At 58.7% G+C, this 24,390-nt stretch carries 21 protein-coding genes; 9 read left to right on the top strand and 12 right to left on the bottom strand.

Annotated features, from left to right (window positions below; all coding sequences use genetic code 11):
- Positions 1 to 72 precede the first annotated feature (72 nt).
- The 6 genes from ACXHRN_RS10940 to ACXHRN_RS10915 all read right to left on the bottom strand — a co-directional run bounded on the left by ACXHRN_RS10940 (position 73) and on the right by ACXHRN_RS10915 (position 5,077).
- The gene (locus ACXHRN_RS10940) at positions 73 to 309 is read right to left on the bottom strand and encodes an acyl carrier protein (RefSeq protein ID WP_488641342.1); all 237 of its coding nucleotides are present in this window, start codon (positions 307 to 309) and stop codon (positions 73 to 75) included.
- A 5-nt stretch (positions 310 to 314) separates the two neighbouring features.
- On the bottom strand, positions 315 to 1,751 hold the full coding sequence (locus ACXHRN_RS10935; RefSeq protein ID WP_488641341.1) for an SDR family NAD(P)-dependent oxidoreductase: 1,437 nt from the start codon (positions 1,749 to 1,751) through the stop codon (positions 315 to 317).
- A 7-nt stretch (positions 1,752 to 1,758) separates the two neighbouring features.
- The gene (locus tag ACXHRN_RS10930; RefSeq protein WP_488641340.1) at positions 1,759 to 2,160 is read right to left on the bottom strand and encodes an acyltransferase; all 402 of its coding nucleotides are present in this window, start codon (positions 2,158 to 2,160) and stop codon (positions 1,759 to 1,761) included.
- Positions 2,161 to 2,438: 278 nt separating this feature from the next.
- Positions 2,439 to 3,278 carry a transglutaminase-like domain-containing protein gene (locus ACXHRN_RS10925; protein ID WP_488641339.1) on the bottom strand — a complete coding sequence of 280 codons (840 nt, stop codon included), beginning with the start codon at positions 3,276 to 3,278 and terminating at the stop codon, positions 2,439 to 2,441.
- 135 nt (positions 3,279 to 3,413) lie between these two features.
- Positions 3,414 to 3,683: a DUF1488 family protein gene (locus ACXHRN_RS10920; RefSeq protein WP_488641338.1), complete on the bottom strand. Its 270-nt coding sequence runs from the start codon at positions 3,681 to 3,683 to the stop codon at positions 3,414 to 3,416.
- 248 nt (positions 3,684 to 3,931) lie between these two features.
- Entirely contained in the window at positions 3,932 to 5,077 is a 1,146-nt protein-coding gene (locus ACXHRN_RS10915; RefSeq protein ID WP_488641337.1) for an HPP family protein, read from the bottom strand.
- A gap of 135 nt (positions 5,078 to 5,212) precedes the next feature.
- Here ACXHRN_RS10915 and ACXHRN_RS10910 point away from each other — a divergent pair, with 135 nt between their 5' ends.
- On the top strand, positions 5,213 to 5,779 hold the full coding sequence (locus ACXHRN_RS10910) for a 5-formyltetrahydrofolate cyclo-ligase (RefSeq protein WP_488641336.1): 567 nt from the start codon (positions 5,213 to 5,215) through the stop codon (positions 5,777 to 5,779).
- Between the two features lie 9 nt (positions 5,780 to 5,788).
- Here the strand turns inward: ACXHRN_RS10910 and ACXHRN_RS10905 are convergent, their stop codons facing one another.
- A complete protein-coding gene (locus tag ACXHRN_RS10905) occupies positions 5,789 to 6,904 on the bottom strand; it encodes an anhydro-N-acetylmuramic acid kinase (RefSeq protein ID WP_488641335.1) in 1,116 nt (371 codons plus the stop codon).
- 104 nt (positions 6,905 to 7,008) lie between these two features.
- Between ACXHRN_RS10905 and tyrS the strand changes: the two genes are divergently transcribed.
- Positions 7,009 to 8,262 (top strand): tyrosine--tRNA ligase, encoded by a 1,254-nt coding sequence (gene tyrS, locus ACXHRN_RS10900; protein WP_488641334.1) that lies wholly within the window; start codon positions 7,009 to 7,011, stop codon positions 8,260 to 8,262.
- Positions 8,263 to 8,270: 8 nt separating this feature from the next.
- On the opposite strand, the gene ACXHRN_RS10895 is transcribed toward tyrS, so the two are convergent.
- Positions 8,271 to 11,651 (bottom strand): YhdP family protein, encoded by a 3,381-nt coding sequence (locus ACXHRN_RS10895; RefSeq protein ID WP_488641333.1) that lies wholly within the window; start codon positions 11,649 to 11,651, stop codon positions 8,271 to 8,273.
- 100 nt (positions 11,652 to 11,751) lie between these two features.
- On the opposite strand from ACXHRN_RS10895, the gene bcp reads away from it, so the two are divergent.
- The 7 genes from bcp (at position 11,752) to ACXHRN_RS10860 (ending at position 18,125) form a co-directional block, all read left to right on the top strand.
- Positions 11,752 to 12,222, top strand: a complete 471-nt coding sequence (bcp, locus tag ACXHRN_RS10890) for a thioredoxin-dependent thiol peroxidase (RefSeq protein WP_488641332.1) — start codon at positions 11,752 to 11,754, stop codon at positions 12,220 to 12,222.
- 40 nt (positions 12,223 to 12,262) lie between these two features.
- The gene (locus ACXHRN_RS10885) at positions 12,263 to 13,087 is read left to right on the top strand and encodes a ferritin-like domain-containing protein (RefSeq protein ID WP_488641331.1); all 825 of its coding nucleotides are present in this window, start codon (positions 12,263 to 12,265) and stop codon (positions 13,085 to 13,087) included.
- Between the two features lie 52 nt (positions 13,088 to 13,139).
- The gene (locus tag ACXHRN_RS10880) at positions 13,140 to 14,033 is read left to right on the top strand and encodes a hypothetical protein (RefSeq protein WP_488641330.1); all 894 of its coding nucleotides are present in this window, start codon (positions 13,140 to 13,142) and stop codon (positions 14,031 to 14,033) included.
- A 105-nt stretch (positions 14,034 to 14,138) separates the two neighbouring features.
- Positions 14,139 to 15,374 (top strand): peptidoglycan DD-metalloendopeptidase family protein, encoded by a 1,236-nt coding sequence (locus ACXHRN_RS10875; RefSeq protein WP_488641329.1) that lies wholly within the window; start codon positions 14,139 to 14,141, stop codon positions 15,372 to 15,374.
- A gap of 70 nt (positions 15,375 to 15,444) precedes the next feature.
- Entirely contained in the window at positions 15,445 to 16,056 is a 612-nt protein-coding gene (locus ACXHRN_RS10870; protein WP_488641328.1) for a LysE family translocator, read from the top strand.
- A 147-nt stretch (positions 16,057 to 16,203) separates the two neighbouring features.
- Positions 16,204 to 17,706 carry a DEAD/DEAH box helicase gene (locus ACXHRN_RS10865; RefSeq protein WP_488641327.1) on the top strand — a complete coding sequence of 501 codons (1,503 nt, stop codon included), beginning with the start codon at positions 16,204 to 16,206 and terminating at the stop codon, positions 17,704 to 17,706.
- A 2-nt stretch (positions 17,707 to 17,708) separates the two neighbouring features.
- Entirely contained in the window at positions 17,709 to 18,125 is a 417-nt protein-coding gene (locus ACXHRN_RS10860) for an NUDIX domain-containing protein (RefSeq protein ID WP_488641326.1), read from the top strand.
- Positions 18,126 to 18,129: 4 nt separating this feature from the next.
- Here ACXHRN_RS10860 and ACXHRN_RS10855 read toward each other — a convergent pair whose 3' ends face one another.
- The 4 genes from ACXHRN_RS10855 to ACXHRN_RS10840 form a co-directional block, all read right to left on the bottom strand.
- Positions 18,130 to 18,450 (bottom strand): TfoX/Sxy family protein, encoded by a 321-nt coding sequence (locus tag ACXHRN_RS10855; protein ID WP_488641325.1) that lies wholly within the window; start codon positions 18,448 to 18,450, stop codon positions 18,130 to 18,132.
- A gap of 62 nt (positions 18,451 to 18,512) precedes the next feature.
- Complete coding sequence (locus ACXHRN_RS10850; protein WP_488641324.1) at positions 18,513 to 20,684, bottom strand: TonB-dependent receptor domain-containing protein; 2,172 nt, start codon at positions 20,682 to 20,684, stop codon at positions 18,513 to 18,515.
- A gap of 205 nt (positions 20,685 to 20,889) precedes the next feature.
- Positions 20,890 to 22,509 carry an NTP transferase domain-containing protein gene (locus ACXHRN_RS10845; protein ID WP_488641323.1) on the bottom strand — a complete coding sequence of 540 codons (1,620 nt, stop codon included), beginning with the start codon at positions 22,507 to 22,509 and terminating at the stop codon, positions 20,890 to 20,892.
- A 115-nt stretch (positions 22,510 to 22,624) separates the two neighbouring features.
- Complete coding sequence (locus ACXHRN_RS10840) at positions 22,625 to 24,298, bottom strand: NAD+ synthase (protein ID WP_488641322.1); 1,674 nt, start codon at positions 24,296 to 24,298, stop codon at positions 22,625 to 22,627.
- Between the last annotated feature and the right edge of the window lie 92 nt (positions 24,299 to 24,390).

Below are 24,390 nucleotides of genomic sequence, written 5' to 3'. Positions count from 1 at the left end.
AGCCAATCCGTTCTAAGCTGCATCAAAGACATGGCTGCCTCACAAAATTGTCGTTTCGAACATGCGTCTGGATTAGACCGCGACTGCGTTGCGCTTTTCGAGCACGGCGCGCACCTTGCCGACGCTTTTCATCGACTCGATTTCGGCCGTCGTCAGCTCGATTTCGTAGGTTTCTTCGATCGCCGCGATCAGCAGCATGTTGGCAAGGCTATCCCACGCCTCGTTGTTGGCCGGCGCCGTATCGTCGTTGATCGCTTCGGCGGGCTGATTGAGGGTGAGTGCAAAGATTTCCACCAGCTTGTCGGTCATTTCATTCATCCATTTCGAAGTTGGTTGGTATTTGTATTCGCCGCGGTCATCCGCCGGCATATGCCCAGCATGACAGCGACCGGATCGGCCGTCGCGACATTCATCAGCGTCGCAGTCTGGTCGGTCGGCAGCCGCGGCAAGCGGTCCACCGTCACGGTCACGGCGTCATCGTATAGGTTCAACATCTCGCAAGCTGCTTCACCTGCCATTTTGCCCACATAGTATTCCGCAAGATCCTTCAAGGGAGCATTCAGCGCATCACTGGAGGGATAGAAAACCGCAAGGTGGCCATCGCTGACCTTTTTGGTTTCCTCCAGCACTGCCAGGAAATCGCTCACATAGGCCTTGATGAATCCCGAGGTCAGATTGTCTTCGAACAGCTTCTTCTTGCGCACGAAAATGTGCGGCGTCGCAAAATAGAACATGTCTGTGACAGTTCGATTTGCGCGTTGCAACATATCGAATGCTTCGCCCGGCGACGACGCGTCGAGGTGAACGGCACTGGCGGTCAGATTGGCCACCCGCAAGGCTTCGGCAGCGGCTTCCGCCTCCTCTCGGCCGTTGCGGTAGGTCAGCACGACGTCTGCGCCACCAGCAGCCAGCAAATTGGCCGTCAGCAACCCCAAGCCGCGCGAACCGCCGATGATCAAGGCGCGACGACCGGAAAACTCTCCTGCCGTGACAGCCTGCCGGCAGGCTTCAAGCGTAACGGCGGCGATCCGCGGCCGGACAAATGTTTCAGCCGACCCCTTGAGCGCGCTGTTCTCAAACTGCAATTGCACATGCGAAAGTTTGGGCGTGACGCGCTTTGCCTGAAAACGCAGCTCAGTTCCCAGCCCCTGAAGCAGCTCGACGGAAAGTGTCGCAAACATCGAATGAAGCCCCGGAACTTCCATCCCGATCACCTGGGTGATTGCAAGCAGGTTGGCGATGCGATTGGCTCCGTAGCCGATGGAAGCACTCGGAAACACGGTGCGGATATCCGCAGGCGATTGCGGCAACGACACGACACCTTCGAGCCCAACCATCTGCTCGATGCTGCGCTCTCGCGGCGTTCTGGGCAGCGTATCTTCGGCGGGCGACCAATCGCCATCGGAAAAACTTGCCGGCTGCGTCAATGTCATCGTCGTCAGTTGCGCACCGTCGCTGGCATAGGAAACTTCCAGCCCGTTCGGGACCGAGCGAATCTCCAGCGACAAGGGCTCATCCAGGAACACCGGGCGATGAAAGCGCGCGACAATCTTGCCGAATGTCGGCACGTCACCCTGCCCCGCGAGCACATCGAGCGCGCGCAGAATCAGGTGCATTCCATGCACGATCGTCCGTCCGAACATGGTTCGCCTTGCGGCCACGTCGTCGATATGGACCGGATTGTAATCACGTGACAGCTGCGCGAACAGGTGTTGGTCCGCCATCGTGAACGGTGCAATCTGCAAGCTCACACCTCGCTCATTCAGCGCTGACACCAGCGGCCGCAATGGGAGCCGCATCGGCGGCAACTTCAGGTGCCGGCAATCTCTGGCCCAGTCTGCCGGTGCGGATGTTTGTCTCGATGACCCGGCCGGGATTTCCGGCAACCACGGAATTGGATGGCACGTCTTTCATCACCACGGCAGCGGTGGAAATGATGCAGCTGTCGCCTATCTTCACGCCTGGATAAATGATCGAACGAGCGCCAATCAGGCAGTTTTTGCCGATCCAGACATCGAGGTGTTTCCGGTTGACGAAATCATGAGTCAAGATCACCGACTCAAACGTCACGGCCGTGTAATCGCCGATATGGATACCCCGGGGATTGGTCTTATCCAGCCGGGCACTATAGGAAACTTCGGTGCCTTCGCCGATATCCATTCCCCAAACGCTACGCAGCCACCAGCGGCGCAATCCACGCGCAAGCGGGTTGAGGCCGGACCGTATTCTTGTTGCTAAGGGCTTCGAAGCCATTCGATATCCACCATGTTGCACTGCGGCATACAATAACAAGGTAAACGTCTATTCAGCAAGTGATCTTTGACGAGAGATCGAAAAACTGCGCATACCGGTCGTGTCACGGGCCTGATTTCTCCGTGTTAAGATCGCCCCGGAAGGCTGATATTCAGCCCCGACAGCTGCCAGAAAAATGTAACCATTCACCCCGTTCGACCCATCGACAAAGGCAGGGGAAGCCCTGTTACGTCATAGGTCCAGACGCGAAATGCCTTGAGTTCATGCGGGCCAAAGGAGTTGATCAAAGGCACATCGGCGGCGTCCCGGCCGCGCGCAACCACGATCCGGCCGATGCGGGGAATGTTGTTGCGCGGGTCGAAAGTCATCCATCGATTGCCGACATAGACCTCGATCCAGGCGCTGAAATCCTGCGGGTCGAGAATCGGCACGCCGATATCGCCGAGATAGCCGTTCACATATCGCGCCGGAATGTTCATGCAGCGCAAAAGGGTAATCGCCAGATGGGCATAGTCGCGGCAAACGCCAATCTGCTCCTCATAGGCTTCGTACGCGGTGCGGGTGCTACGGGCGTCCATGTAACCGAAAGTAATGCGCGAATGGGCAAAATCGCAGATCGCCTGCACACGCCGCCAGCCGGGGGCTACATTTCCGAAAAGGTCCCAGGCGATCTGGCTCAGACGATCTGTCTCGCAATAGCGGCTGCCCATCAAGAATAGCAGGCACTCGTCGGGCAAATCCGAGACCGGTGTTTCCTGTGCGTCGAGGAAGACCGGATCATGCAAGCCGCTATCTTCGATGGTCCCGTCACCCCAGATCGAGAATTGACCGGCCGGAGCCGTGAAGCGCCGGCAGACATTGCCGAACAGATCGACATAGGTTGTCGTCGGCACCAAGGGCTGTGTCGCCACCTGCTCGGGCGACCGGATATCCCCTGCCCGGTCGAGATGGGAACTGAGCAGGCACACCATCGGTGTCTGCTGTTCACACTGGATGGTTATGTCATAGCCAAAGCGGATCAGCATCGTTCACGTTCCCTCTTGTTGTTTTGTGTGCGAGAATTTGGAGCATGAGCGCCCGGCGATGACCAGCGGACGAAAATCCCTATCCGCCCAGCGTTGCAAAATCTCTTGCGACGCTGGAAGGGAGGACCAATGTTTTCAGGCGAAATCGGCAACGCTCAGCGTGCAGATCGTGGCGGCGCGGCCGCGACCATAGGCCTTCTTCGCCGCATCCAATATGGCGTCGCGGCCTGTATCGAAGGTCGAAAGATATTCATTTTCATTTGCCGCTTTACCGGCAAACACCCTGTTGAGAGCTTCGATCTCGATGAAAAAACGGATTTCGAACATGCCGTCATAGCCGGAAAAACGGATGCGTCGGCCGGTCTCGTCATAGCTTCTACTGTGGTTTGGAAAACTTAGTGTCAAAGGAAATGTCCATTCCGGTCAAAGGACCTGGATATCTCCGTATCATAACACGTCCTGAACGAGAGCGTTTGGATATTCGGCAGTGCAATGGAACTCTCTCGCGCTGATCTCGTTGAGTACGGCGCGTCGCGAATTGTCGTCGGACGTCGAACCAAGGAGAGACCGCGCGGGTGCTAAAGCAGATCGCGTCAAAGGCGCGGCCAAAGCCATGGGCCGTCGACAAGCCGGCCTTGCGCGTATTTACCCGGCTAAATTCCCTGCGCACGCTGCATGAATTCTTCGCTGCGAACGGGTGAGGCCAGGCTCTTTGACAAGGCCGCGAGAAGATCGGTTTGAGAAACGATGCCCTCGATCTTCCCTGCCGCATTGGTGATGACTATGGCATGTGTGCGTCCATCGGTCAGCGACGGCAGAAGGCCGATCGCGGGAGCGTCGGCGCGCGCCGTAATTGCGGAGGACACCGGCGTCGTATCCCGGTCAGGCGCTTGCGCCAGTTCCCGCAGCCCAACGGTGCCGACAAGCTTGCCGTCGGGTCCGGTGACCGGCAGCGTTCTCAAATCATGCTTCAGCAACAGGGCCCGCGCTGTGGTCCCGCTCTGATCCATTTCTATGCTGATCACGTCACGCGACATGATGTCGCCGCAAGTCAATTCGCCGTGCTTGCGGATCAGCGCCTTCATCTCGACCTGCCGCAGCAATCGATCGAGATCGCCACGATCGATATCCAGCGTTTCGTTCAAATCGGCGATCGCTGAATCGATATCTTCGTCACGGAAGCCGACCCGCAGAAGTGGCGGTGCATCAGCGGTCTTGTGGATATTGGTCCCGGCGTGCACTGTTCGATGCGGATAATTTCGCCGCGCCAGCCGATGAAACAGCAGGCCAAGCCCAACCAGAATGGCGGAATTGATGGCAACGGGAACAAAGGGAAACCAGAAGCCCGCGGAAGCAACGGCCGGCCCGCCGATCACTGCCGTCAGTGCCGCGGCGCCACCCGGCGGATGCAGCGAACGCGTAAACGACATGGCAGCGATCGCCAACGCCACCGCAAGCCCCACGCCGAGCATCGGATCGTGCACGAATCGGGCAACTGTCACCCCAACCAGCGCCGAAATCGTATTGCCGGCGATAATCGGCCAGGGCTGCGCCAGCGGGCTGGCGGGAACTGCGAACAGCAGTACCGCCGAGGCGCCGATCGGCGCAACAATCAGAGGCAGCGCAACATCGGAGCCGAAGAGGTAGCTGCAGAAAAGGCCAGTGACGCAAATGCCGATCAGGGCGCCGAGACAACCCAGCAATCGCTCTCTGAGAGTCGCGCCGGCAAGAATTGGAGAGAATAGCTGAAATTTAGGCAATATGGTCGAATTTTGATCAGTATGCGGCGCGTCCGTCATATCGACATCCAGTGAATGGGCAGAGAATAATCACAAATCGCTTTATCTGCGCATTATTTAATCATTACAAGATGGCTGAGCGACGTGTTTCCGTCCCAAAGACGGCACTGTTTCAAGGGCGTGGAGGGTAATTCATTGGAGGCCGCAGAAGTCTATGCGTGGCGGAAGCCCGAGCGAGAGCGGTTGATTGCCATGCGCCTACAGCTCTCGGCCGACGAGCGGAATGCAATGACGGTTTCCATCGCTTCCGGGCTGGATCAGACCATTGGCGACGTCAGTGGAAAGGCGATCAGCCTCTATTGGCCATTTCGCGGCGAGCCGGACTTGCGTCCATGGATTGAACGGATCGTCGGGGGCGGCGCAACCTGCCTCCTGCCGGTAGTGGTGACCAAGCGTCAGCCGCTGGTGTTTCGCTCCTGGCGCCCGGGCGAAAGACTCGACCGTGGCGTATGGAACATCCCATTTCCCGCGGATGGCAGGGAAATGCTCCCCGATGTCGTCATAGCGCCGCTCGTTGGCTATGACTCGTCATTTTATCGACTGGGCTATGGCGGTGGATTCTTTGACCGGACGCTCGCAGCCCATCCTGGCAAGCCGACCATCATCGGCGTCGGCTACGCAATCCAGCGACTTTCGACAATTTATCCGCAAACGCACGATATCCCGATGACGCACATCATCACGGAAGAAGGCCGTCTCTAGCCGCCGAAATCAGGGCCTCGCGAGAACTCCGCCCGTAACCGGCTTCTTTACGCCGGTCGTCCCCGGAAACGTCAGTGGCAAGCCACGCGACGAACGAACCGCAAGATAGGCCCAGGCCTCCGCCTCCATGCTGTCGCCATCGAATCCGAAGGCCTCGGCGGGCTCGACCTCCGCGCCGTCCGAAAGCATCTTGAGATCAGCCATGATGACCCGGTTGAGCCTGCCGCCGCCGCAAACGATGATCAGCTCAGGCTTCTGCGGCAAATGTCGCATCGAGCGCACGATCGCGGCCGATGTGACATAGGCAAGCGTGCGAGCGCCGTCATGGAGCCCGGCTTCATCGGGTGCCGGCGGAACAAAATCGTTGCGATCCAGCGACATCCGCGCGTCGGAGGTAAAGAAGGCATGGTCTAGATAGCGATCGACCAATCCACCAAGGACCCCACCCTCGAGCGCTATGGAACCACCCTGGTCGAACGGCACGCCGGCATGGGCCTCAACCCATTGGTCGATGAGTGTGTTGCCAGGTCCGGAATCGTAGGCGACGATGGTGCGGTCCGAACCGATGAAGGTGAGGTTGGAAATGCCGCCGATATTGACGAACATCACCGGCCGGCCGGCGAACCCTTCAATCCCGGCCGCAAGCGCCGCATGATAGACGGGCACAAGCGGTGCGCCCTGCCCGCCATGCACCATGTCATTGGCGCGCATATCGTAGACAACGGAAATACCGGTCTCCTTTGCCAGTAGCCGCCCATCGCCGATCTGCACCGTCAGTGCCTGATGCGGACGATGCAACACGGTCTGTCCATGAAAGCCAATGAGATCAATATCTTCTTTTGCTAATTGAATGTGCAGAAGGAACTGCCGCACCGCATCTACATGCCGTAACGTTAGTTCGTGCTCAACGTCGCCGAGATTTCCGGGACGCTGGTCGCGCTTGTCAATCTGCTTGGCGGTCTCCAGCGCGGCAGCCAGTGTTTTCCTGAATGCCGGCGGGTAGGCAAAGCCGCGCGACGGCCCGCGCTCGACCCGGCCCTCGCCGTCGGTCCGCACAAGCGCGACGTCGATGCCATCCATCGATGTGCCGCTCATCAGGCCGATCGCAGTCTTCAGGTCACTCATTGATGAGCCTCATTCCAAACATTGATAGCCGACAGGGGTGCAAGTCTTGAAAATCTTTGCTAAAGGCGCGGGCAAATACATCGTCCATCCGAAAGCAATCGGTCATGTCCAAGTTCAAATCCGACTTCCTCCACACGCTCTCCGAGCGCGGCTTCATCCATCAGATCTCTGATGAATCAGGCCTTGATGAACTTTTACAGAAGGAAACGGTAACCGCCTATATCGGATTTGATCCGACTGCACCTTCCTTGCATGCCGGCGGCCTGATCCAGATCATGATGCTGCATTGGCTGCAGGCGACCGGCCATCGCGCCGTCTCTCTGATGGGTGGCGGCACCGGCATGGTGGGCGACCCCTCATTCAAGGAGGAGTCGCGCCAGCTGATGACGGTGGACACGATCGCCTCCAACATTGCTTCTATCAAGAAGGTGTTCTCGAGCTACCTGACCTATGGCGACGGCGCCAAGGATGCGTTGATGATCAACAACGCCGAATGGCTGACCAGCCTCAACTATCTCGAATTCCTGCGCGATGTCGGCCGCCACTTCTCGGTCAACCGCATGCTGTCCTTCGACAGCGTCAAGACGCGACTGGATCGCGAGCAATCGCTCAGCTTCCTCGAATTCAACTACATGATCCTGCAGGCCTACGACTTTGTTGAGCTGTCCAAGCGTTACGGTTGCCGTTTGCAGATGGGCGGATCGGACCAGTGGGGCAACATCGTCAACGGCATCGACCTCGGCCACCGCATGGGCACGCCGCAGCTTTATGCGCTGACCTCGCCGCTGCTGACCACCTCGTCCGGCGCCAAGATGGGCAAATCGGTCAATGGCGCGGTCTGGCTGAACGCCGACATGCTCTCGGCCTATGACTTCTGGCAATACTGGCGCAACACCGAAGATGCCGATGTCGGCCGCTTCCTGAAGCTCTACACGACGCTGCCGATGGATGAGATCGCACGCCTCTCCGCGCTCGGCGGCTCGGAGATCAACGACGTCAAGAAGATCCTCGCAACCGAAATCACCGCCATGCTGCACGGCCGCGCGGCCGCAGAACAGGCGGCCGAGACCGCCCGCAAGGTGTTCGAGGAAGGTGCTGCCGATAGCAACCTGCCCACCATCACCCTGCCCGCCGCCGAAATCGAAGCCGGCATCGGCCTGCTGGCATTGTTCGTCAAGGCCGGCCTTGCCGCCTCGAATGGCGAAGCCCGCCGGCATGTCCAGGGTGGCGCGGTGCGGATCAACGACGAAACCGTCAGCGACGAAAAGCGCGTGATCGGCTCGGGCGATCTCAATGCCGACCAGGTCATCAAGGTCTCGCTCGGCAAGAAGAAGCATGTTCTGGTGAAGCCGACCTGACAGCCGGCTCACTCAAACTCGAAGATGTTCCTGAAAACACCCGGCGCGATCAGCGACAGCGGATTGATCGACAGCTTCGGCTGATCGAACGCTCCGACTAGTTTGAAGGTAATGCCCAGCAAGCCGCGGTCGCGGCCATTGCCGAGGATCGTGCCGATCAGGGGAAGCTCGCTGAACAGCCGGTTGAGACCGTAGGCGGGCATGAACGTGCCGGTCATGTCCATATTGCCATTCTGGTCGCGCACCGTGCCCTGGAATGTCGCACCCACCTCGTCGCCGCGCACCACGCCGTTGTCGATCCGCACCAGCTTGCCGTCGATCATCACGCGAGCAAAGCCGCGCCGGAATTTCTGCGAGCTCACGTCAATATCAGCCTTTACGGCTTCCGAAAGACTCCGCCCGTCCTTGCCGGTCCTGGCGGAGACGATCGATTTCAGCCGCGCTTCGTTGACGAGTGCAAAATTGCGAAGGTCGATCGACCCGCGCCAGGAGTCCTTGTCGCGTGCCTTGAGGCTGACATTGAGCAGACCGCCAGTCATGTTGCGGTAGATATCGGCAAACCGTGCAACAGCGCCCGCATCGCCGCTGCTGATTTCCAGAGCGCCCGCTGCGGTATCCCGCGTGATCACAACAGCCTGACCGGAGCGGGTGACCGCGCTGAAGTGCAACGACGAGACCGCACCTTTGATCGTCTGCAATTTGAGATCGATCGCAGACAGCGTTTCCTTGTTATAGCCGACGGCATTGTCGACCGTCGCGGTCACGGTATGATTGCTGCGCGTCGCCGGCTCGCCAGTGTCGCCGGACGGTGACTTTACCTGACTGAGAAAAGGCCGCATGTCGATCGAATTGCCGCTGACATTGATCGCCATACCTGAGGATTTGCGCTGCACCGTCAGGCCGAAATCGTCTGCGGTCGACAGTTTCACCTTGCTGAACTTCGCCGAAACGACACCTTTGCTGTCAAGCACCATGCTGCCTCTGGCGCCGAAACCATCACCGGAAAACTCGAGATCCCTGATGGTGGTCTGACTGTCTTTCTTGTCAATGGTGAACTCGGCCGTCGCGGCAATGCCTGGCCCCTTGCGCCAGCCGAAGATCGGCACCGAGATTTCGGTATTGGTCAGCGCAAGCTTTGCCTTCTGCAACGTGCCATCGTCGCTTTCGATATCGATACCGATATTACCGGCAACGTAACCAGCCAGCGTTGGAGCAACTTTCAGCAACTCGCGCTCCGAGACATCGCCCTTGATCCGCCATTTCCGTTCGCTATCCGACCCTTTCCGGAAGGGTTCCGTCAGCGCAACGTCAAAGCTCATGCCGTCGATATCGGCGGTTCCCTTCATGACGGCCGACTGGGTGTCGATCGCCACGGTGCCATCGACATTGGCGATCCTGCGGCCCTGCAGCGCCTGCTTGAAGCCGACATTATTGAGGCCAAGCGTCACATCCCACGTCGGCTTTGGCGGGTTGTGCTCCTTGTCCAGGCTGAAATCGGCGCTGATATCGGCCTTGACGCTGCCGGTGAGGTCGCCAGGGGCGAACGGCATCCTCGACAGTGCATCGATCGGCTTGAAGCCGGCAAACTCCGCCACCGCTCCGGCATCGCCCGCAGCCGTGATCACCAGCGAAGCCATGATCGGCTTCCGCGAAATATCCTCGATCTGGAACACGCCATTGCTGGCTTGAAGCATCTTGCCGGACGGCAGTGGCACCACGCCATCCTTGATGTCGATCCGGATACTGCGATCTTTCATCTCGAAATGGCCCGACGTCTTGTCGGACTGCGGCATTTCCGGCAGGAATTTAACCTTGGTGTTTTCGGCATCGAACGCAATGCGCAACTCGTTGTCTTTGAAGACCAGCGGTTCCGGATGCTCGGGAATGCGGCCAGCTGCAAGTGAGACATCGATCTCGCCGTTCTTTACCGTTCCGCCAGTGATATTTGCGAGAATCCAGTGGCGCGCCTTCTTGCCAAACCAGAACGGCCAGAGCTGCTTGACTGTTGCGACGCTCAGCGTATCCGAGCGCGCGGCAAAATTGACGGCCGGCGACGGCTTGACGAAATGCACGTCAAGTGAGCCTGCGAAGTTGCCGGAAGCAGCGGCGATGCCGATCTTGTCGAGCCGCAACTCATTGGTTTCGGGCAGAAAGTAACCCGAGGTGGTGGCGTTGAAGTGCTCCGGCGCCTCGTTCGAGCCCTCGGCGCTCGCCACCGCGTCGTTGCCGACGACCTCGAAAGCAAAGCCGTGTGGCTTGTCCTTGGCGACATGATCGAGATCGAGCAGTGTGCCTTCGAGCGGAACGACCGTGTCGCCGAAATCCATCAAGCCATCGGAAAGCTCGATCTTGTTGGCCTTGAAATCATAGGACAAGATAGCGCGCCCGGCATTGACCGCTTGGGGATCGCCATCCGCATAGAAGATGCCCTTGCCGGCCATCACCCTGGCAACGAGGCTCTTGCTACGCTCGGACGCCACCGCAAATTCGAGCGGCAAGTCGATGCCATAGCGCTTCTCGCCGGTGATCTTGCTGTATTTCAGCATCAGCGGCTCGGAAGCAAGATTCTCGATAGAGGCCTGGAAGCCGGTTGCCCTCACGCCGTCGCTCTGAAGCGCCAGCGTCAGTTTCGGCGAGAGCTTGCCATGCAAGAGCGTCGCCGTCAGCTCATATTGATTGTCCTCGGGGCTGGAGAAGTCGACATCGTCCAGCTCGACGCTGTCTCCCATCTCTGTAGGCGTTGGCAACAGAAGCGATAGTTTTCCGGCGATCAATTCCTCTGTGTTGGTCTTTTTCAACATCGCGACCGCCTGGTCCAACATCGGATAGACAACAGCCAGATCTGCCGGCAGACCGTCAATCCTGATCCTGGACCAGTCGATCGGCGGCTGCGGCGGCAGGAAGCGCAGATCGCCCTCGGCCGAACCGATCTCCGTCCGCGCCAGCGCGATCCTCCCATAGAGCAATGCGATCGGGTCGAGCACAGCCTTGATCGAATCAGCTTTCAGCGCCGTTATTCCGCTCGCTTTGTGTTTGATAGTCACATCGCCGGCCTCGAAAGCCAGCATCCAGTTCTGGGAGAAACGAAGCCGGATGGCACCGACCTTCGGCTCGAACCCATCGCCGAGCGAATTGGACAGCGCGGTCTCGGCCTCTACAGTCAATGTGTTGTCGAGATATCCGCCCTCCAGCGCCAGAAACAGCGAACCGACAGCGATGATGGCAATGAGAACGAGAGAAGCGACGAGTTTGATCAGGCGACCGGCAAAGCTTCGGCGCTTCGGGACGGCGAGAACGATCGCGTCCCCTCTCTCTGTCGACGGCATGGCATCAAGAGGGTGGTAATCTGCCTTGCCGAACACGACTTTTTCGCCGCGAATTTCATTCACAAAGCGCTGCCTTTCACATTTGCACGCCGTATAACGGCTTACGTGCCGGCATGATTCCCCACCGGACGATGCTTACGCGCAGAAAGGGTTTCAAGGCAACATGACCGAACTATCCATCGGCGATCAAGCCCCGGAATTCACATTACCCAAAAACGGCGGCGGTGATGTGTCCCTGTCAGAGCTTTCGGGCAAAAACGTGGTCCTCTATTTCTATCCAAAGGACAATACCGAAGCCTGCACGGTCGAAGCCATCGATTTCACCTCGCTGGTCAAGGATTTCGAAAAAGCCAATACCGTCGTCATCGGTGTGTCACCCGACAGCGTCAAGAAACACGACAATTTCTGCCGGAAATACGATCTCGGTATCGTCCTTGTCTCCGATCAGGACAAGACGTTGATCAATGCCTTCGGACTCTGGGTGGAAAAGCAGATGTTCGGCGTCAAATATATGGGCGTCGAGCGCACCACATACCTCATCGACAAGAAAGGTCGGATCGCACAGGTCTGGCACAAGGTGAAAGTCAAGGATCACGCTCAAGAAGTGCTTGAGGCAGCAAAAGCGCTTCAATAGCCTCCGTCGGCACCTCAACTTTTCGCGCCAAGAGACTCAAATGACTCTCGATTTCAACATCCAGACGCTGCGAGCCGGCGCGATTGCGGCGGTATCCGCCGCCGACCTCGACCGCAAGGTGGCGCTGACCAGTGAAACCTATCGCCTGTGGCATGAGCGGTCTCTATCGCTGCGCTCGCCACTTGATCCAACCGTACCGCTGCGTCCGGGAAGGCCGGAAAAGCCGGATCTCATCTCGCCCGGCAAGATGAAGAAACGTTCCCTGCACAGCAGGAGCGGCCGGATCGCGCTCCTGCATGCCATCTGCCATATCGAACTCAATGCAGTTGATCTGGCGCTGGATATCGTCGCCCGATTCGCCGATCAACCTGTGCCTCGCTCGTTCTTTGACGGCTGGATGCAGGTGGCCTTCGAGGAGGCCAAGCACTTTTCGATGGTTCGCGAGCGCCTAAGGCAACTCGACGCCGACTATGGCGACTTGCCCGCCCATGACGGTCTCTGGGAGGCAGCCCATCATACGCGCAACTCGCTGACCGCTCGTCTGGCCGTGGTGCCGCTGATCCTCGAGGCACGCGGCCTCGATGTAACACCCTCGATGCGCGACAAGCTGCGCGAACTCGGAGACGAGGAAAGCGCTGCGATTTTCGACGTGATCTACAATGACGAGAAAGGCCATGTAGCGATCGGCGCCAAATGGTTCCGATTCCTATGTGCTCGCGAGAAGAAGGACCCAGCCGCCGCCTTCCAGGATCTCGTCCGCGCCAATTTCCGCGGCGGACTGAAGGCGCCGTTCAATGACCTTGCGCGTGCCGAAGCAGGCCTGACGCCGGGATTCTACCGTTCGTTGACTTCCACAAGTTCTTAATTCATTCTTACTTTGCTTGCATGCTGCACATCCGGCAGACCAGCGAGGGGACATGGAGGATTTTCTTTCGAATCTGAAAGTGGTTGCGACCAGTCCTTACGCCCTCGTCGGCTACCTAATTCTCATTGGGGCTTGGGTTGTCGTGAGCATAAGCAATTCACGTCTTAAAAATATTGCAGCAAGCCTGAAAGATATACCGGAAGCTGAACGGGCAAAAATACTTGAGAAAAACTTCGGTATTCATCTCAAGGAAGGAATGAGCGCCGACAAATACATTTCAGCAAGAAAGAGCTCCTATTATTTTTATATTGCCTCAATCGCTATACTAGCGCTTCTGATCGGCTATCTAGCCTGGCTGCAGAAAGCAAACTCATCCCCGCCCGACGAAGAAGCTAAGAACTTTTGCGACAAGACATTACTGCTAGCAAACGACCTCGAGGAAAACTTCAAAAGTTCGATCGGGAAAAAAACGGGAGGAACCGCCAAGGAAGTTGAGTACACGTCAAAAAATAACATCCCAAACGGGCGCTTCTCAAACATTCAGCACGACACAGAGGATGACACCTATACTTACTTTACGTCTTTCTACACTGGGGAAGACAGCGAAATCGCAGGAAAGGTTTTTACAAAAACGATTTCTCTTTTTGAAAAATGTCTTCCTGAATGGTTCGAAACAAACGGCGCACTTGACAAAGATCATGACGATGGAAGCTACGTCACATTTGTGGAGGGGGATCGAAAAATAATCCTTCAACTCAGCGGCCCCGAAGAGGATGACGACTTGAACTATGTGATCTGCATGATCACACTAACGCCATCCGCGTTGGAACGCAGGAAAACTCCAATCAAAACAAAGCGACGTGACAAAGTAGACCGTTTATTAACCTTAATAGTTTGTAATCGCCCGCAAGCTGAACATGCATTCAATTCGGCAAATCTCGCGTAAGCGTGGAGGGCGTAGGTCATGACAGGCGGCGGTCAGAGCCAGATATTCGGAAAGCGGAAAGAGAATCACCTGCTCATCCTCGCTTGCGGCGAAAGGGTGAGGCACATGACCATCCGCCCATGGATGGCCGCCGGCACCATCTCCATCTTCGGTCTTTTCACCATCTTCTACCTGACCGCCACCGCCTACCTCGTCGTCCGCGATGACCTGATCGGTGCTTCCATGGCTCGACAAGCCCGCATGCAGCATGAATATGAGGATCGTATCTCGTCACTTCGCGCCCAGGTCGATCGCATCACCTCAAGGCAGTTGCTCGACCAACAGGTCGTCGAGGACAAGGTTGAAAAACTCCTCGAACAGCAGATGGCATTGACCTCGCGCCAGGGCAAACTTGGTTCTGTGCTCGAGCGCGCCGAGAATTCCGGCCTGGACACATCTGGCGACGACAAGACTACCGCCGCAGATGATAGCTCAACAACGGCAGACGACTCGCTCGGCGCAGAACATACCGACGCCGGCGAACTGAAATCCTTCAAGACCCTGCTGAGCGAGCAGCGCGCCGATCTGAGCACAGGCAAGACCCGTTCACTGAGGCTTGCCTATGCCGACGACAACATGGCCGATCGCGCCGACAAGCTGTTTTCGAAAGTCACCTATTCACTGAAGAACATCGAGCAGGAACAGCTCGCTCATATCCAGAACCTGACAGCCGCTGCTTCGGAGCGCACGGAAAACATCCAGCGTATCCTGCAGAACACCGGTGTGAAGATGCCGGAGAAGTTTGCGGCGGCTGACGACGGCTCCGAGAGCGCCATCGGTGGGCCCTATGTCGCCCCGGAAACCGCCGCCGAATTCGAAAACTCGATCTCCGAACTAGACCTGGCACTCGACCAATTCGAGAAGGTCAAGCAATTTGCCCTGAAACTGCCCTTCGCCAACCCCGCCCCCGGCAAGCAGATTACCTCGCTGTTCGGCAACCGCGTCGATCCTTTCTTCGGCAAATTGGCCATGCATGCCGGCATCGACTTCCGCCAGAAGACCGGCACCAACGTGCGAGCCACTGGTGACGGCGTGGTGATCAATGCCGGCCCGTTTGGCGGCTACGGCAACATGGTCGAGATCGACCATGGCAACGGCATCACCACCCGCTACGGCCACCTGTCGAAGATCCTGGTTGGGAAGGGCGACAAGATCAGCGAAGGCGAGACGATCGCTCTCTCTGGCTCGACCGGACGCTCCACAGGCCCTCACCTGCATTATGAAGTCCGCCGCAACGGCCAGGCCGTCGATCCCATGCGGTTCCTGAATGCCGGAATGAAGCTGAATACTTATATCGAATAGTGTTCGGTTCGATTGCCGAAGCGAAGAATCTCTGCCAGCATCCCGCATTGCCTCCAAAGCGGGACCAGCCATGGATTATGTGACACTTCTGACCTTTGCTGCAGCCTTCTTCGTCTTTGCCGCCAGTCCCGGTCCTGACAACATGACCATCGTCGCCCGAGCAATGGCGCATGGACCAATCTCCGGCATCGTCTATGGACTTGGCACTGTCACTGGCATCCTGATATTCCTCGCGCTTGCGACACTGAGCCTCTCTATGCTCGCATCAGAGATGGGCATTGCGATGACCTTACTGCGTTACGCCGGCGCGGCATGGCTGATCTGGACGGGTATTAAGCTCTGGACGGCTAAGCCCGAAATGGCCGAAGTCCCGCCACGATCCGGAACCGGTCTTCTCTCTGCCTATTTCACCGGCATTGCGCTGAACCTTGGTAATCCCAAGATGCCTCTGTTCTATGTCGCTCTTCTGCCCAACATCGCGGGTGATGCGTTGAACCTTGGAACTGCGCTGCAATTGGCGGTGGTCATTCTGCTGGTCGAAACGGTTGTCATCGGCGGCCATGTCTTGCTAGCGCTGCACACCAGCCGCTTTCTTCGCTCGCCGAAAATCGCTCGGCGCATCAACCGAACAGCTGGAACAGTGATGATCGGCACCGGCGCCATTGCGCTTACGGTGCGATAACATAGTCACCTGTTAAGGTTATCGCTGGCAATCCGGTGATTTTCTTGACTTTGCAGGCGTTAACGATTATGAGCACCCCAACCTTGGCGGCGCGTATGCACGCCGATTCCCATGCTAAGAACACAAACCACGGAAAAGTCATTTAACTTGACCACCTTTCAAGACCTTGGCCTTAGCCAAAAAGTCCTCTCGGCCGTCACTGACGCCGGTTATTCGATCCCCACTCCCATTCAGGCCGGCGCCATTCCCCCTGCGCTGATGCGCCGCGATATTCTGGGCATTGCCCAGACCGGGACTGGCAAGACCGCATCCTTCGTGCTGCCGATGCTGACGCTGCTCGAAAAGGGCCGCGCCCGGGCGCGCATGCCCCGCACGCTGATCCTCGAGCCGACCCGCGAACTGGCCGCCCAGGTTGCCGAAAACTTTGAGAAATACGGCAAGAACCACAAGCTCAACGTCGCGCTGCTGATCGGTGGCGTTTCCTTCGACGAGCAGGATCGCAAGCTGGAACGCGGCGCCGATGTGCTGATCTGCACGCCTGGCCGCCTGCTCGACCATTGCGAGCGCGGCAAGCTGCTGATGACCGGCGTCGAGATCCTGGTCATCGACGAGGCCGACCGCATGCTCGACATGGGCTTCATCCCCGATATCGAACGCATCGCCAAGATGATCCCGTTCACCCGTCAGACGCTGTTCTTCTCGGCCACCATGCCGCCGGAAATCCAGAAGCTGGCTGATGCCTTCCTGCAGAATCCGGAACGTGTCGAAGTCTCCGCACCCGCTTCTACGACCAAGACCATCACCCAGCGGCTGGTCGCCAGCCATGGACTGGATTGGGAAAAGCGCGCCGCGCTGCGTGACCTGATCCGCGAAGTCGATGCCGACATCAAGAACGCCATCATCTTCTGCAATCGCAAGAAGGACGTCGCCGACCTCTTCCGTTCGCTCGAGCGCCACGGCTTTGAAGCCGGCGCGTTGCATGGCGACATGGACCAGCGCTCGCGCACCAACATGCTGCAAGGCTTCCGCGATGGCAATCTGAAGATCCTCGTCGCCTCCGACGTTGCGGCACGCGGCCTCGACATCCCCGATGTCAGCCACGTCTTCAATTTCGACGTGCCGATTCATGCCGAAGACTATGTCCACCGCATCGGCCGCACTGGCCGTGCCGGTCGCTCCGGCGCTGCGTTCATGCTGGTGACCAAGCGCGACAGCAAGCATCTTGACGCCATCGAAAAGCTGATTGGCGAAAAGATCGAATGGCATCATGGCGATATCTCCGCCCTTCCCGTGCGTGAAGAGAGCGACGAGAAGCCACGCGGCCGTTCTGGCGGCCGCGACCGCGATCGTGGTGCTCGCAAGGATTCGCGCGGCCCGCGCCGGGACGCTGCTCCCGTTCACACAAATGACACGGTAGCGGCAGATGTTGCTCCGGTGATCGACTTCGAATCGAAGAGAGCGGAAAAACCACCTATGGCGAAGAGCAGCACAGCTCCCAAGAAAGACTATTCCAACCGTCAGGAACGTCCTTATCCGGCTAACGACGACTCGCGTCGCCGCCGCTACCATCAGCAGGACGATGGCCCGACGCCGGTCGGCTTCGGTGACGACATCCCCGCCTTCATGCTGACCAGCGCTGCCCTGAAGTAACAATGGCCGGGCTGCCAGGTATCAATTTTCCCGGTCTCGGGACTGGTCTTGCCATCCTTCGGGATGGCAAACTGCTTTTATACAGGCGCACGCGCCCACCTGAAGCCGGCCACTGGAACATTGTCGGCGGCAAGATCGATCATCTCGAACAGTCCGATATCGCCTCTCGCCGCGAGGCCGAGGAAGAATCCGGACTGATAATCGGCGCCATCCAGTTTCTCTGCATGTCTGAGCACATCTTCGAAAACGAGGGCCAGCACTGGGTCTCGATCATGTACCACACGACAGATATTTCGGGCGAAGCACAGGTAATGGAGCCAGATAAACTGCCGGAATTCGGCTGGTTCGCGCTGGACGATCTTCCGATGCCGCTTTCACGCTTTGCTGCCGATGCCGTAAGGGCACTCAAATCAGCGTAGCACGTCACCTACTCCGGATCGCCGCGGCAAGCGCCACCTTCGCCCATTTCGCCGCCTCGTCGGGATCGTCGAATGCGTCTTCCGGAATTGTCCAATAGGGCATTGAGACCGGCTTGTTGCTCTTCCTGTGGGTATAGGTCCATTGCCGCGAGCCCGCCGCTTCGTAGAGCGCTGCAGCCTCGGCATCGCCCTTGAGGCGAACTTCGTCGCGCAGGTCGACGGCAATGATCATGCCATCGACATAGATGCCCTTGCCACCAAACATCCGCTTGATGGTCACCGGCCCGACGGCCTGAAAAAGATCCTGGAGAGAATCCGCGTCCATGAAAAACCCCCGACAGCCGTTTTGGCCATCGGGGGTATATTCGTCGCGATTGTCAATATCTGTCAGAAGCGCGCAGTGGCGCCGACGATGATCGTCCGGCCGCGGCCATTGGTGATACCGCTGAAAATATCCGATGTGCCCGAATTCGCCGTCCAGTAGCTTTTGTTGAAGACATTCTCGACATTGACGAAAGCGCTGAAATTCTGCGTCACCTTCCACGAGGCATAGGCGTCGTAGAGGGTGTAGGACGGACGCTCGATCGAATGCTCCTTATCGCCGAACGCCTGGAAGCTCTCGCCAGTATAGCGGATACGACCACCAATGGTCACCTTTTGCTCGAAGAAACGAGCACCGAGATCCAGGGTCGCGAAATCGTCCGGCAACTGTCCGACATCGCTGCCGATGCCGGGTGCGATACCGAGGGGCTGCTTGGTATCGGCGATGGTCACAGCGAGTTTTCCATAGGCAAAGCCCGCGTCGTAGCCTCCTTCGAGTTCTACGCCCTGCATCACCGTCGTTCCGGGCAGGTTGATCCACTTCGCCTCATTGTTGGAATCGTAGCCGTAGGTGATGTAGTCGGAGATCTTGTTATGGAAATAGCCCACCTTCACATAGCCCTGGTCGTCGGCAGCCAGCAGGCCCTCGCCCTTGAGGTTGATGCCGATATCCAGCCCCTTCTGGCGCTCGGGAATCAGGTTGGGATTGTTGCTGATCGGGTCGCCCGTGCCGGTGAAGTTATGGCCACCGGGATAGAACATTTCCGAAGCAGTCGGCGGACGCATCGTATGCGCATAAGTCGCATAGAGCTGCATCCATTCGACGGGCGTGACCGTCGCACCGATCTTCGGATTCCACTCGCCGCCATTGCGGGACAGTTCATCACCGTCGCAAAGGCCGTTATGGCCAGCCGGGCAACCCGGCGTGCCGGGTTCGAGATATTCGGTGATACCGTTGGTCTTCCATGCATCGTAGCGCAGCCCACCGTTGACGCTAAAAATGCCGCGCGTCAGTGTCGCGTCGGCGAATGCGCCGCTCTTGACCAGGGTACCATCCGGGTTGGCGCCACGCGCATCGTTGCCCTTGTAGTCGTCGGAATTGACGCCCGCACCATAGAACAGCTTGAGTTCGGTCTCAGCGTTGATATCGACGATGCTGGTATTGCTGACGTCGAAACCCAGCCCGGTATCGGTGCCGGCACGACCGCCAAAGACACCATCCGGAGTGATATTCGTCATCTTGATGTCGGTGATGTTCATATAGGCGTTGATCTTGAGATCGATCAGGTTATCGCCGGGCTGGTAGGCGTATTTCGCCGTATACGTCTGGTTCTTCACCGCCCAGTCGTACCCCGCCGTCTCGACCGCGAAGGCGTTTTTGTAGAGAATGCCGCCCAGTTCCAGCGAATGATCCGAATCCGGGGCGAAGTTGAGCTTGAACAGGCCGGAACTCGGCTGCTGGGCGGCATCGTAGGGATATTCGATGCCGTCGCCGTTCTTGTAATTGGTGAAATTGCTGCCGCTGAGCGCCCCCACCATCGAGATCGAGCCTTCGTGGCTGAGATCGTGCCGCCAGCCGGCGGCGGTCAACCGCGAGAAATTCTGGCCGTTGGTGCCGGCCTTCAACGTCTGCATGACGCCGTAATCCTTGCCCTCCAGCAGCACATCGTTGACGCCGATCGTCCGCAGGTTGGCGGCGCCCGAAAGGGTGCCCAGCCCCTCGTTGCCCGCCACAGCACCACGGGCAATGTCGACACCCACCAGCATGTTGGGGTCGACATAGGCCATGTTGTCGAAGGTGCCGCCGTGACCGGAGAGATTGCGGAACGTCTGTGGCACGCCGTCGATCATGGTGTTGACACGGCCCATGCCCTGCATGCCGCGTACATTGACTGATATGCCAGGCTGTTCGGCGCCTTCGCGGGTAAAGGCGCCGGGCGTCGAGCGGATGGCATCGTTGGTGTTGCCGGCGAAGCGCTGCTGGAAGGTTTCGGTATCTATGGTCGAGACCGGCGCTGGCGTATTGGCGATGTCGCCTGCCGCCTGATCCGAGCCGACCACAAGCCGCTTGAGCTTGGTCACCCCGCCTTGGTCAGCGCTGTCGCCGCTATTGTCGGGGTCGTCGAGCACGATCTGATCCGACTCGTCGGACTGCGCCCATGCGCTGTAATGCGGCATAACCAGAACAAAGGCCGTCCCCGCCATAAGCGTGACGACCACATTCTTCAAAACACTCACGGCAAACCCCCGCCAATTCCAATTCTCGACGTGTCTGGCTTGCCCCGATGAGAATTGGTGGCTGGCTGATGACAGGAACGCACGCGCTTTCGCGTTCCCGTGCAGGCCGGAAAATGCAGAAGTATACTATTTATGTCAAGTTATAATCGATGTTTTTCAAGGCAATAATACGGCGCGTTGCCGAAATCGCGCACACGTTACTGCTCTAGTCAATCAACACGCCGCCAGCGGCCATGATCGCCTCTGGCGTATCGGTATCGAGATGCGCGGCTGCGCCAATTTCCACGTCGATTACCGGCAGGCCGCTTTCCTCCACGATCGGCCGTGCGCCGATATCACCCTCTAGTCGCACAACCGCTTCGAATGTCGCGCGCGGCAGGATCACCGGATTGCCGCGCTTGCCACCCGACACGGCGCGGACGATGGCCGCACCATTCTCGGCACGAAAGGCAGCGATCAGCAGATCGAGGTCGGAACTTGTGAGGCCAGGCATATCGGCGAGCATGACCAGCATCCCATCGGCCTTGTCGCGGATAGCCGCAAGGCCGACCCGCAGAGAGGACGCCATGCCGCTGGCGTAGTCGGGGTTTTGCACAACCGGACAGCCTGTGCCGTCTATGGCATGGACAATTTCATCGGCACGGTGACCGGTGACAACAACCGCGCTGTCGGCGTGCGAGGCCAACACGGTCTGCACCGATTTACGGATCAGCGGTACACCATCAAACTCTGCGAGCAGCTTGTGACGGCCCTCGGTACCCATGCGCCGCGCCTGCCCAGCCGCCAGCACCACGGCGGCGACATGCAGGGCCTGTGAGCCACCTTCGCCCGCCAGACGCGGCTGCGGCCTCGTAGGGATCTCCATCAGCAGGCCGCCGACACCCCAGCCGCTGAGATCGTCCGATGTCGGCGGATCGCCAGAGAGGATACGCGAAAGCACCCAGTCGAAGCCGTTTTCCTTCGGGCTGCGGGCACAGCCCGGTGCGCCGATCACATCGATATCGCCGACATGTCCCAGGACCAGCAGATTGCCGGGATCGACGGGAAGCCCAACCCTTTCCACTCTGCCTCCTGCCATCCGGATCGCAGCGGGAATGACATCGTCGGGATCGGCCACTGCCGACGCACCAAAGACGATGATCATCCGGTGATCGGCCACACTGACCCGGATCGCCTCCGCCACCGCCTCGGTGGTATGCCGGACTCGATGTTCGATGGCGAGCCTGCTTCCTGATGGCTGCAGCCGCGCCTCAAGCAATCGCCGGGTCTTGTCCATTACAGACGGTTTAAGCGACGGAAGCTCCGTGGCGATCAGTGCAACATCACGAGCCTCGAATGGCTTGACCTCGAACGGCCTCGCGGACCTCACGAGCGCTTCCGCCTCAGCAACCCTCCCGCCCGCCACTGCCAGCGGAATGATCTTGATCGTCGCAACCATGTCGCCTGCCCGCACATCGGCGAAATCCTTGAGACAGGCAAGCGTGATGGCCGGGTCGATCCTGTTCAGCCGGTCAACGACGACACGATCGGCGCGGAACAGGCCGTTGACATCAGAAAAGATGTTGACGCGGCCGGTCGTGGCTGGCGACAACTTGAGATGGTCAACCGGGATCGCATGGGCAATGCGGCCCGCGGCCTCATCCTCGAGGAGATCATCGTTGGAGAGTTGCGCAGCGATGACGGTGGAAATCCCGACGCCACGAAGTCTTTCGATGTCGACCGATGTCAGGCGATGCCCCTTGGCATAGTGCAGTTCGCCCGCTTTGAGCGAATGCGCCAGCATCGCACCTTCCGCCTCCTGCAAAGCCACGTCGCCGAATTTCATAGCTTATCTCTCGCATGCATCTGGACGAGCAAGAGACCACGCTGAAACGGCGGCGTAAATGCCGCCGCCTGTCGCTCGGTCTGAATTTCACGCCGGATGGCGCAATTCTGCGCCGTCAGCTGCGATCGCGAAATCTATTGGTAATCGGATAGCGGCGGTCGCGACCGAAATTCTTCTTGGTGATCTTCACGCCTGGAGCGGATTGCCGGCGCTTGTACTCCGCGACATAGAGCAGATGCTCGACACGGTGCACAGTCGCGGCATCATGGCCGCGTGCGATGATCTCCTCGGTGCCCATCTCGAGCTCCACCAGGCATTCCAGGATATCGTCGAGCACCGGATAGGGTGGCAGCGAATCCTGGTCCGTCTGGTTCGGCCGCAGTTCGGCCGATGGCGCCTTGTCGATGATGTTGACCGGGATCACTTCGCCCGAGGGTCCGAGTGCCCCCGGCGGCACATGCGCATTGCGCCAGCGCGACAGGCCGTAGACCTGCATCTTGTAGAGGTCCTTGATGGGATTGAAGCCGCCATTCATGTCGCCGTACAGGGTGCAGTAACCCACCGACATCTCCGACTTGTTGCCGGTGGTCACCACCATCGAGCCGAATTTGTTGGAGATCGCCATCAGGATCATCCCACGCGCGCGGCTCTGCAGGTTCTCCTCGGTGATCCCCTCCTCCGTCCCCTCGAACAGGTCGGCAAGCGCCGTCAGGAAACCGGTAACCGGCTCCTCGATCGCCACGATGTCGTAGTGGCAGCCCAGCGCCTTTGCGCAGGCTTCAGCGTCAACCAGCGAGTCCTTCGACGTATAGCGGTACGGCATCATCACCGTGCGGACGCGTTCCTCTCCGAGCGCATCGACGGCAATTGCCGCGCAGATCGCCGAGTCTATGCCGCCGGACAGTCCGAGCACGACATTCTTGAAACCGTTCTTGTTGACGTAGTCGCGGAACCCGAGCAGGCAGGCGCGATAGTCCGCCTCTTCGTGATCAGGCAGCCGCGACATCGGCCCAGACGTGCAGGTCCAATGTCCATCCCGCTTCTTCCAATCGACCAGGGCGATCGTCTCCTCGAACTGGCTCATCTGGAAAGCCAGGTTCTTGTCTGCGTTATAGGCAAAACTCGCGCCGTCGAACACAAGCTCATCCTGGCCGCCGAGCTGGTTGGCAAAAATCAACGGCAGGCCGGTCTCGTCGATCTGGCGCAGCGCCACTTGATGGCGGACATCGATCTTGCCTCGATAATAGGGCGAGCCGTTCGGCACCAGCAGGATCTCGGCACCGGTGTCCGCGAGCGTCTTGCAGACGCCCTTGTCGTTCCAGATCTCTTCGCAGATCGGCACACCCAGTATCACGCCGCGAAAATTCACCACTGCGGGCGTGCCACCCTCGATAAAGACCCGCTTCTCATCAAACTCGCCATAGTTTGGCAAATCGATCTTGTCGCGGAATCCGAGGATTTTGCCGCCATCAAGAACGGCTACGGAGTTATGCCGACCCTTTTCGCCCTGACGCGGAAAACCGACGATCACACCTGGGCCACCATCGGCGGTGTCTGCGGCAAGCGCTTCCACCGCCTTCAGGCAAGCTGCGAGGAAGGCTGGCTTCAGCACCAGGTCTTCCGGCGGATAGCCGGAAATGAACAATTCGGTCAGCAGCAGCAGGTCGGCACCCTGTCGGGCGGCATCGGCACGCGCCTCGCGGGCCTTAGCGAGATTGGCGGCGACGTCGCCAACCGTGGGGTTCAACTGCGCAACCGCAATGCGGAGAATGTCTGAAATCGTGCTCATGCTACTGATCTAGCGTGCTCGGGCGGCCAATTCAATCGCATTTCAGCGATCGATTGCTTCGATTAATTGATGAAATGGCTTCAGCCATCGTG

This window comes from Shinella sp. OV683, from assembly GCF_057787725.1.
The sequence above is the reverse complement of the archived record's forward strand: the minus strand, read 5'-3'. Positions and strand labels throughout refer to the sequence as shown.

What these genes read in the sequence shown, in the direction of transcription:
- ACXHRN_RS10940 (WP_488641342.1), bottom strand. Translation starts at nt 309, where the DNA reads ATGACCGACAAGCTGGTGGAAATCTTTGCACTCACCCTCAATCAGCCC.
- ACXHRN_RS10930 (WP_488641340.1), bottom strand. Translation starts at nt 2,160, where the DNA reads ATGGATATCGGCGAAGGCACCGAAGTTTCCTATAGTGCCCGGCTGGAT.
- ACXHRN_RS10925 (WP_488641339.1), bottom strand. Translation starts at nt 3,278, where the DNA reads ATGCTGATCCGCTTTGGCTATGACATAACCATCCAGTGTGAACAGCAG.
- ACXHRN_RS10915 (WP_488641337.1), bottom strand. Translation starts at nt 5,077, where the DNA reads ATGACGGACGCGCCGCATACTGATCAAAATTCGACCATATTGCCTAAA.
- ACXHRN_RS10905 (WP_488641335.1), bottom strand. Translation starts at nt 6,904, where the DNA reads ATGAGTGACCTGAAGACTGCGATCGGCCTGATGAGCGGCACATCGATG.
- tyrS (WP_488641334.1), top strand. Translation starts at nt 7,009, where the DNA reads ATGTCCAAGTTCAAATCCGACTTCCTCCACACGCTCTCCGAGCGCGGC.
- bcp (WP_488641332.1), top strand. Translation starts at nt 11,752, where the DNA reads ATGACCGAACTATCCATCGGCGATCAAGCCCCGGAATTCACATTACCC.
- ACXHRN_RS10885 (WP_488641331.1), top strand. Translation starts at nt 12,263, where the DNA reads ATGACTCTCGATTTCAACATCCAGACGCTGCGAGCCGGCGCGATTGCG.
- ACXHRN_RS10880 (WP_488641330.1), top strand. Translation starts at nt 13,140, where the DNA reads ATGGAGGATTTTCTTTCGAATCTGAAAGTGGTTGCGACCAGTCCTTAC.
- ACXHRN_RS10875 (WP_488641329.1), top strand. Translation starts at nt 14,139, where the DNA reads ATGACCATCCGCCCATGGATGGCCGCCGGCACCATCTCCATCTTCGGT.
- ACXHRN_RS10870 (WP_488641328.1), top strand. Translation starts at nt 15,445, where the DNA reads ATGGATTATGTGACACTTCTGACCTTTGCTGCAGCCTTCTTCGTCTTT.
- ACXHRN_RS10860 (WP_488641326.1), top strand. Translation starts at nt 17,709, where the DNA reads ATGGCCGGGCTGCCAGGTATCAATTTTCCCGGTCTCGGGACTGGTCTT.
- ACXHRN_RS10855 (WP_488641325.1), bottom strand. Translation starts at nt 18,450, where the DNA reads ATGGACGCGGATTCTCTCCAGGATCTTTTTCAGGCCGTCGGGCCGGTG.
- ACXHRN_RS10845 (WP_488641323.1), bottom strand. Translation starts at nt 22,509, where the DNA reads ATGAAATTCGGCGACGTGGCTTTGCAGGAGGCGGAAGGTGCGATGCTG.
- ACXHRN_RS10840 (WP_488641322.1), bottom strand. Translation starts at nt 24,298, where the DNA reads ATGAGCACGATTTCAGACATTCTCCGCATTGCGGTTGCGCAGTTGAAC.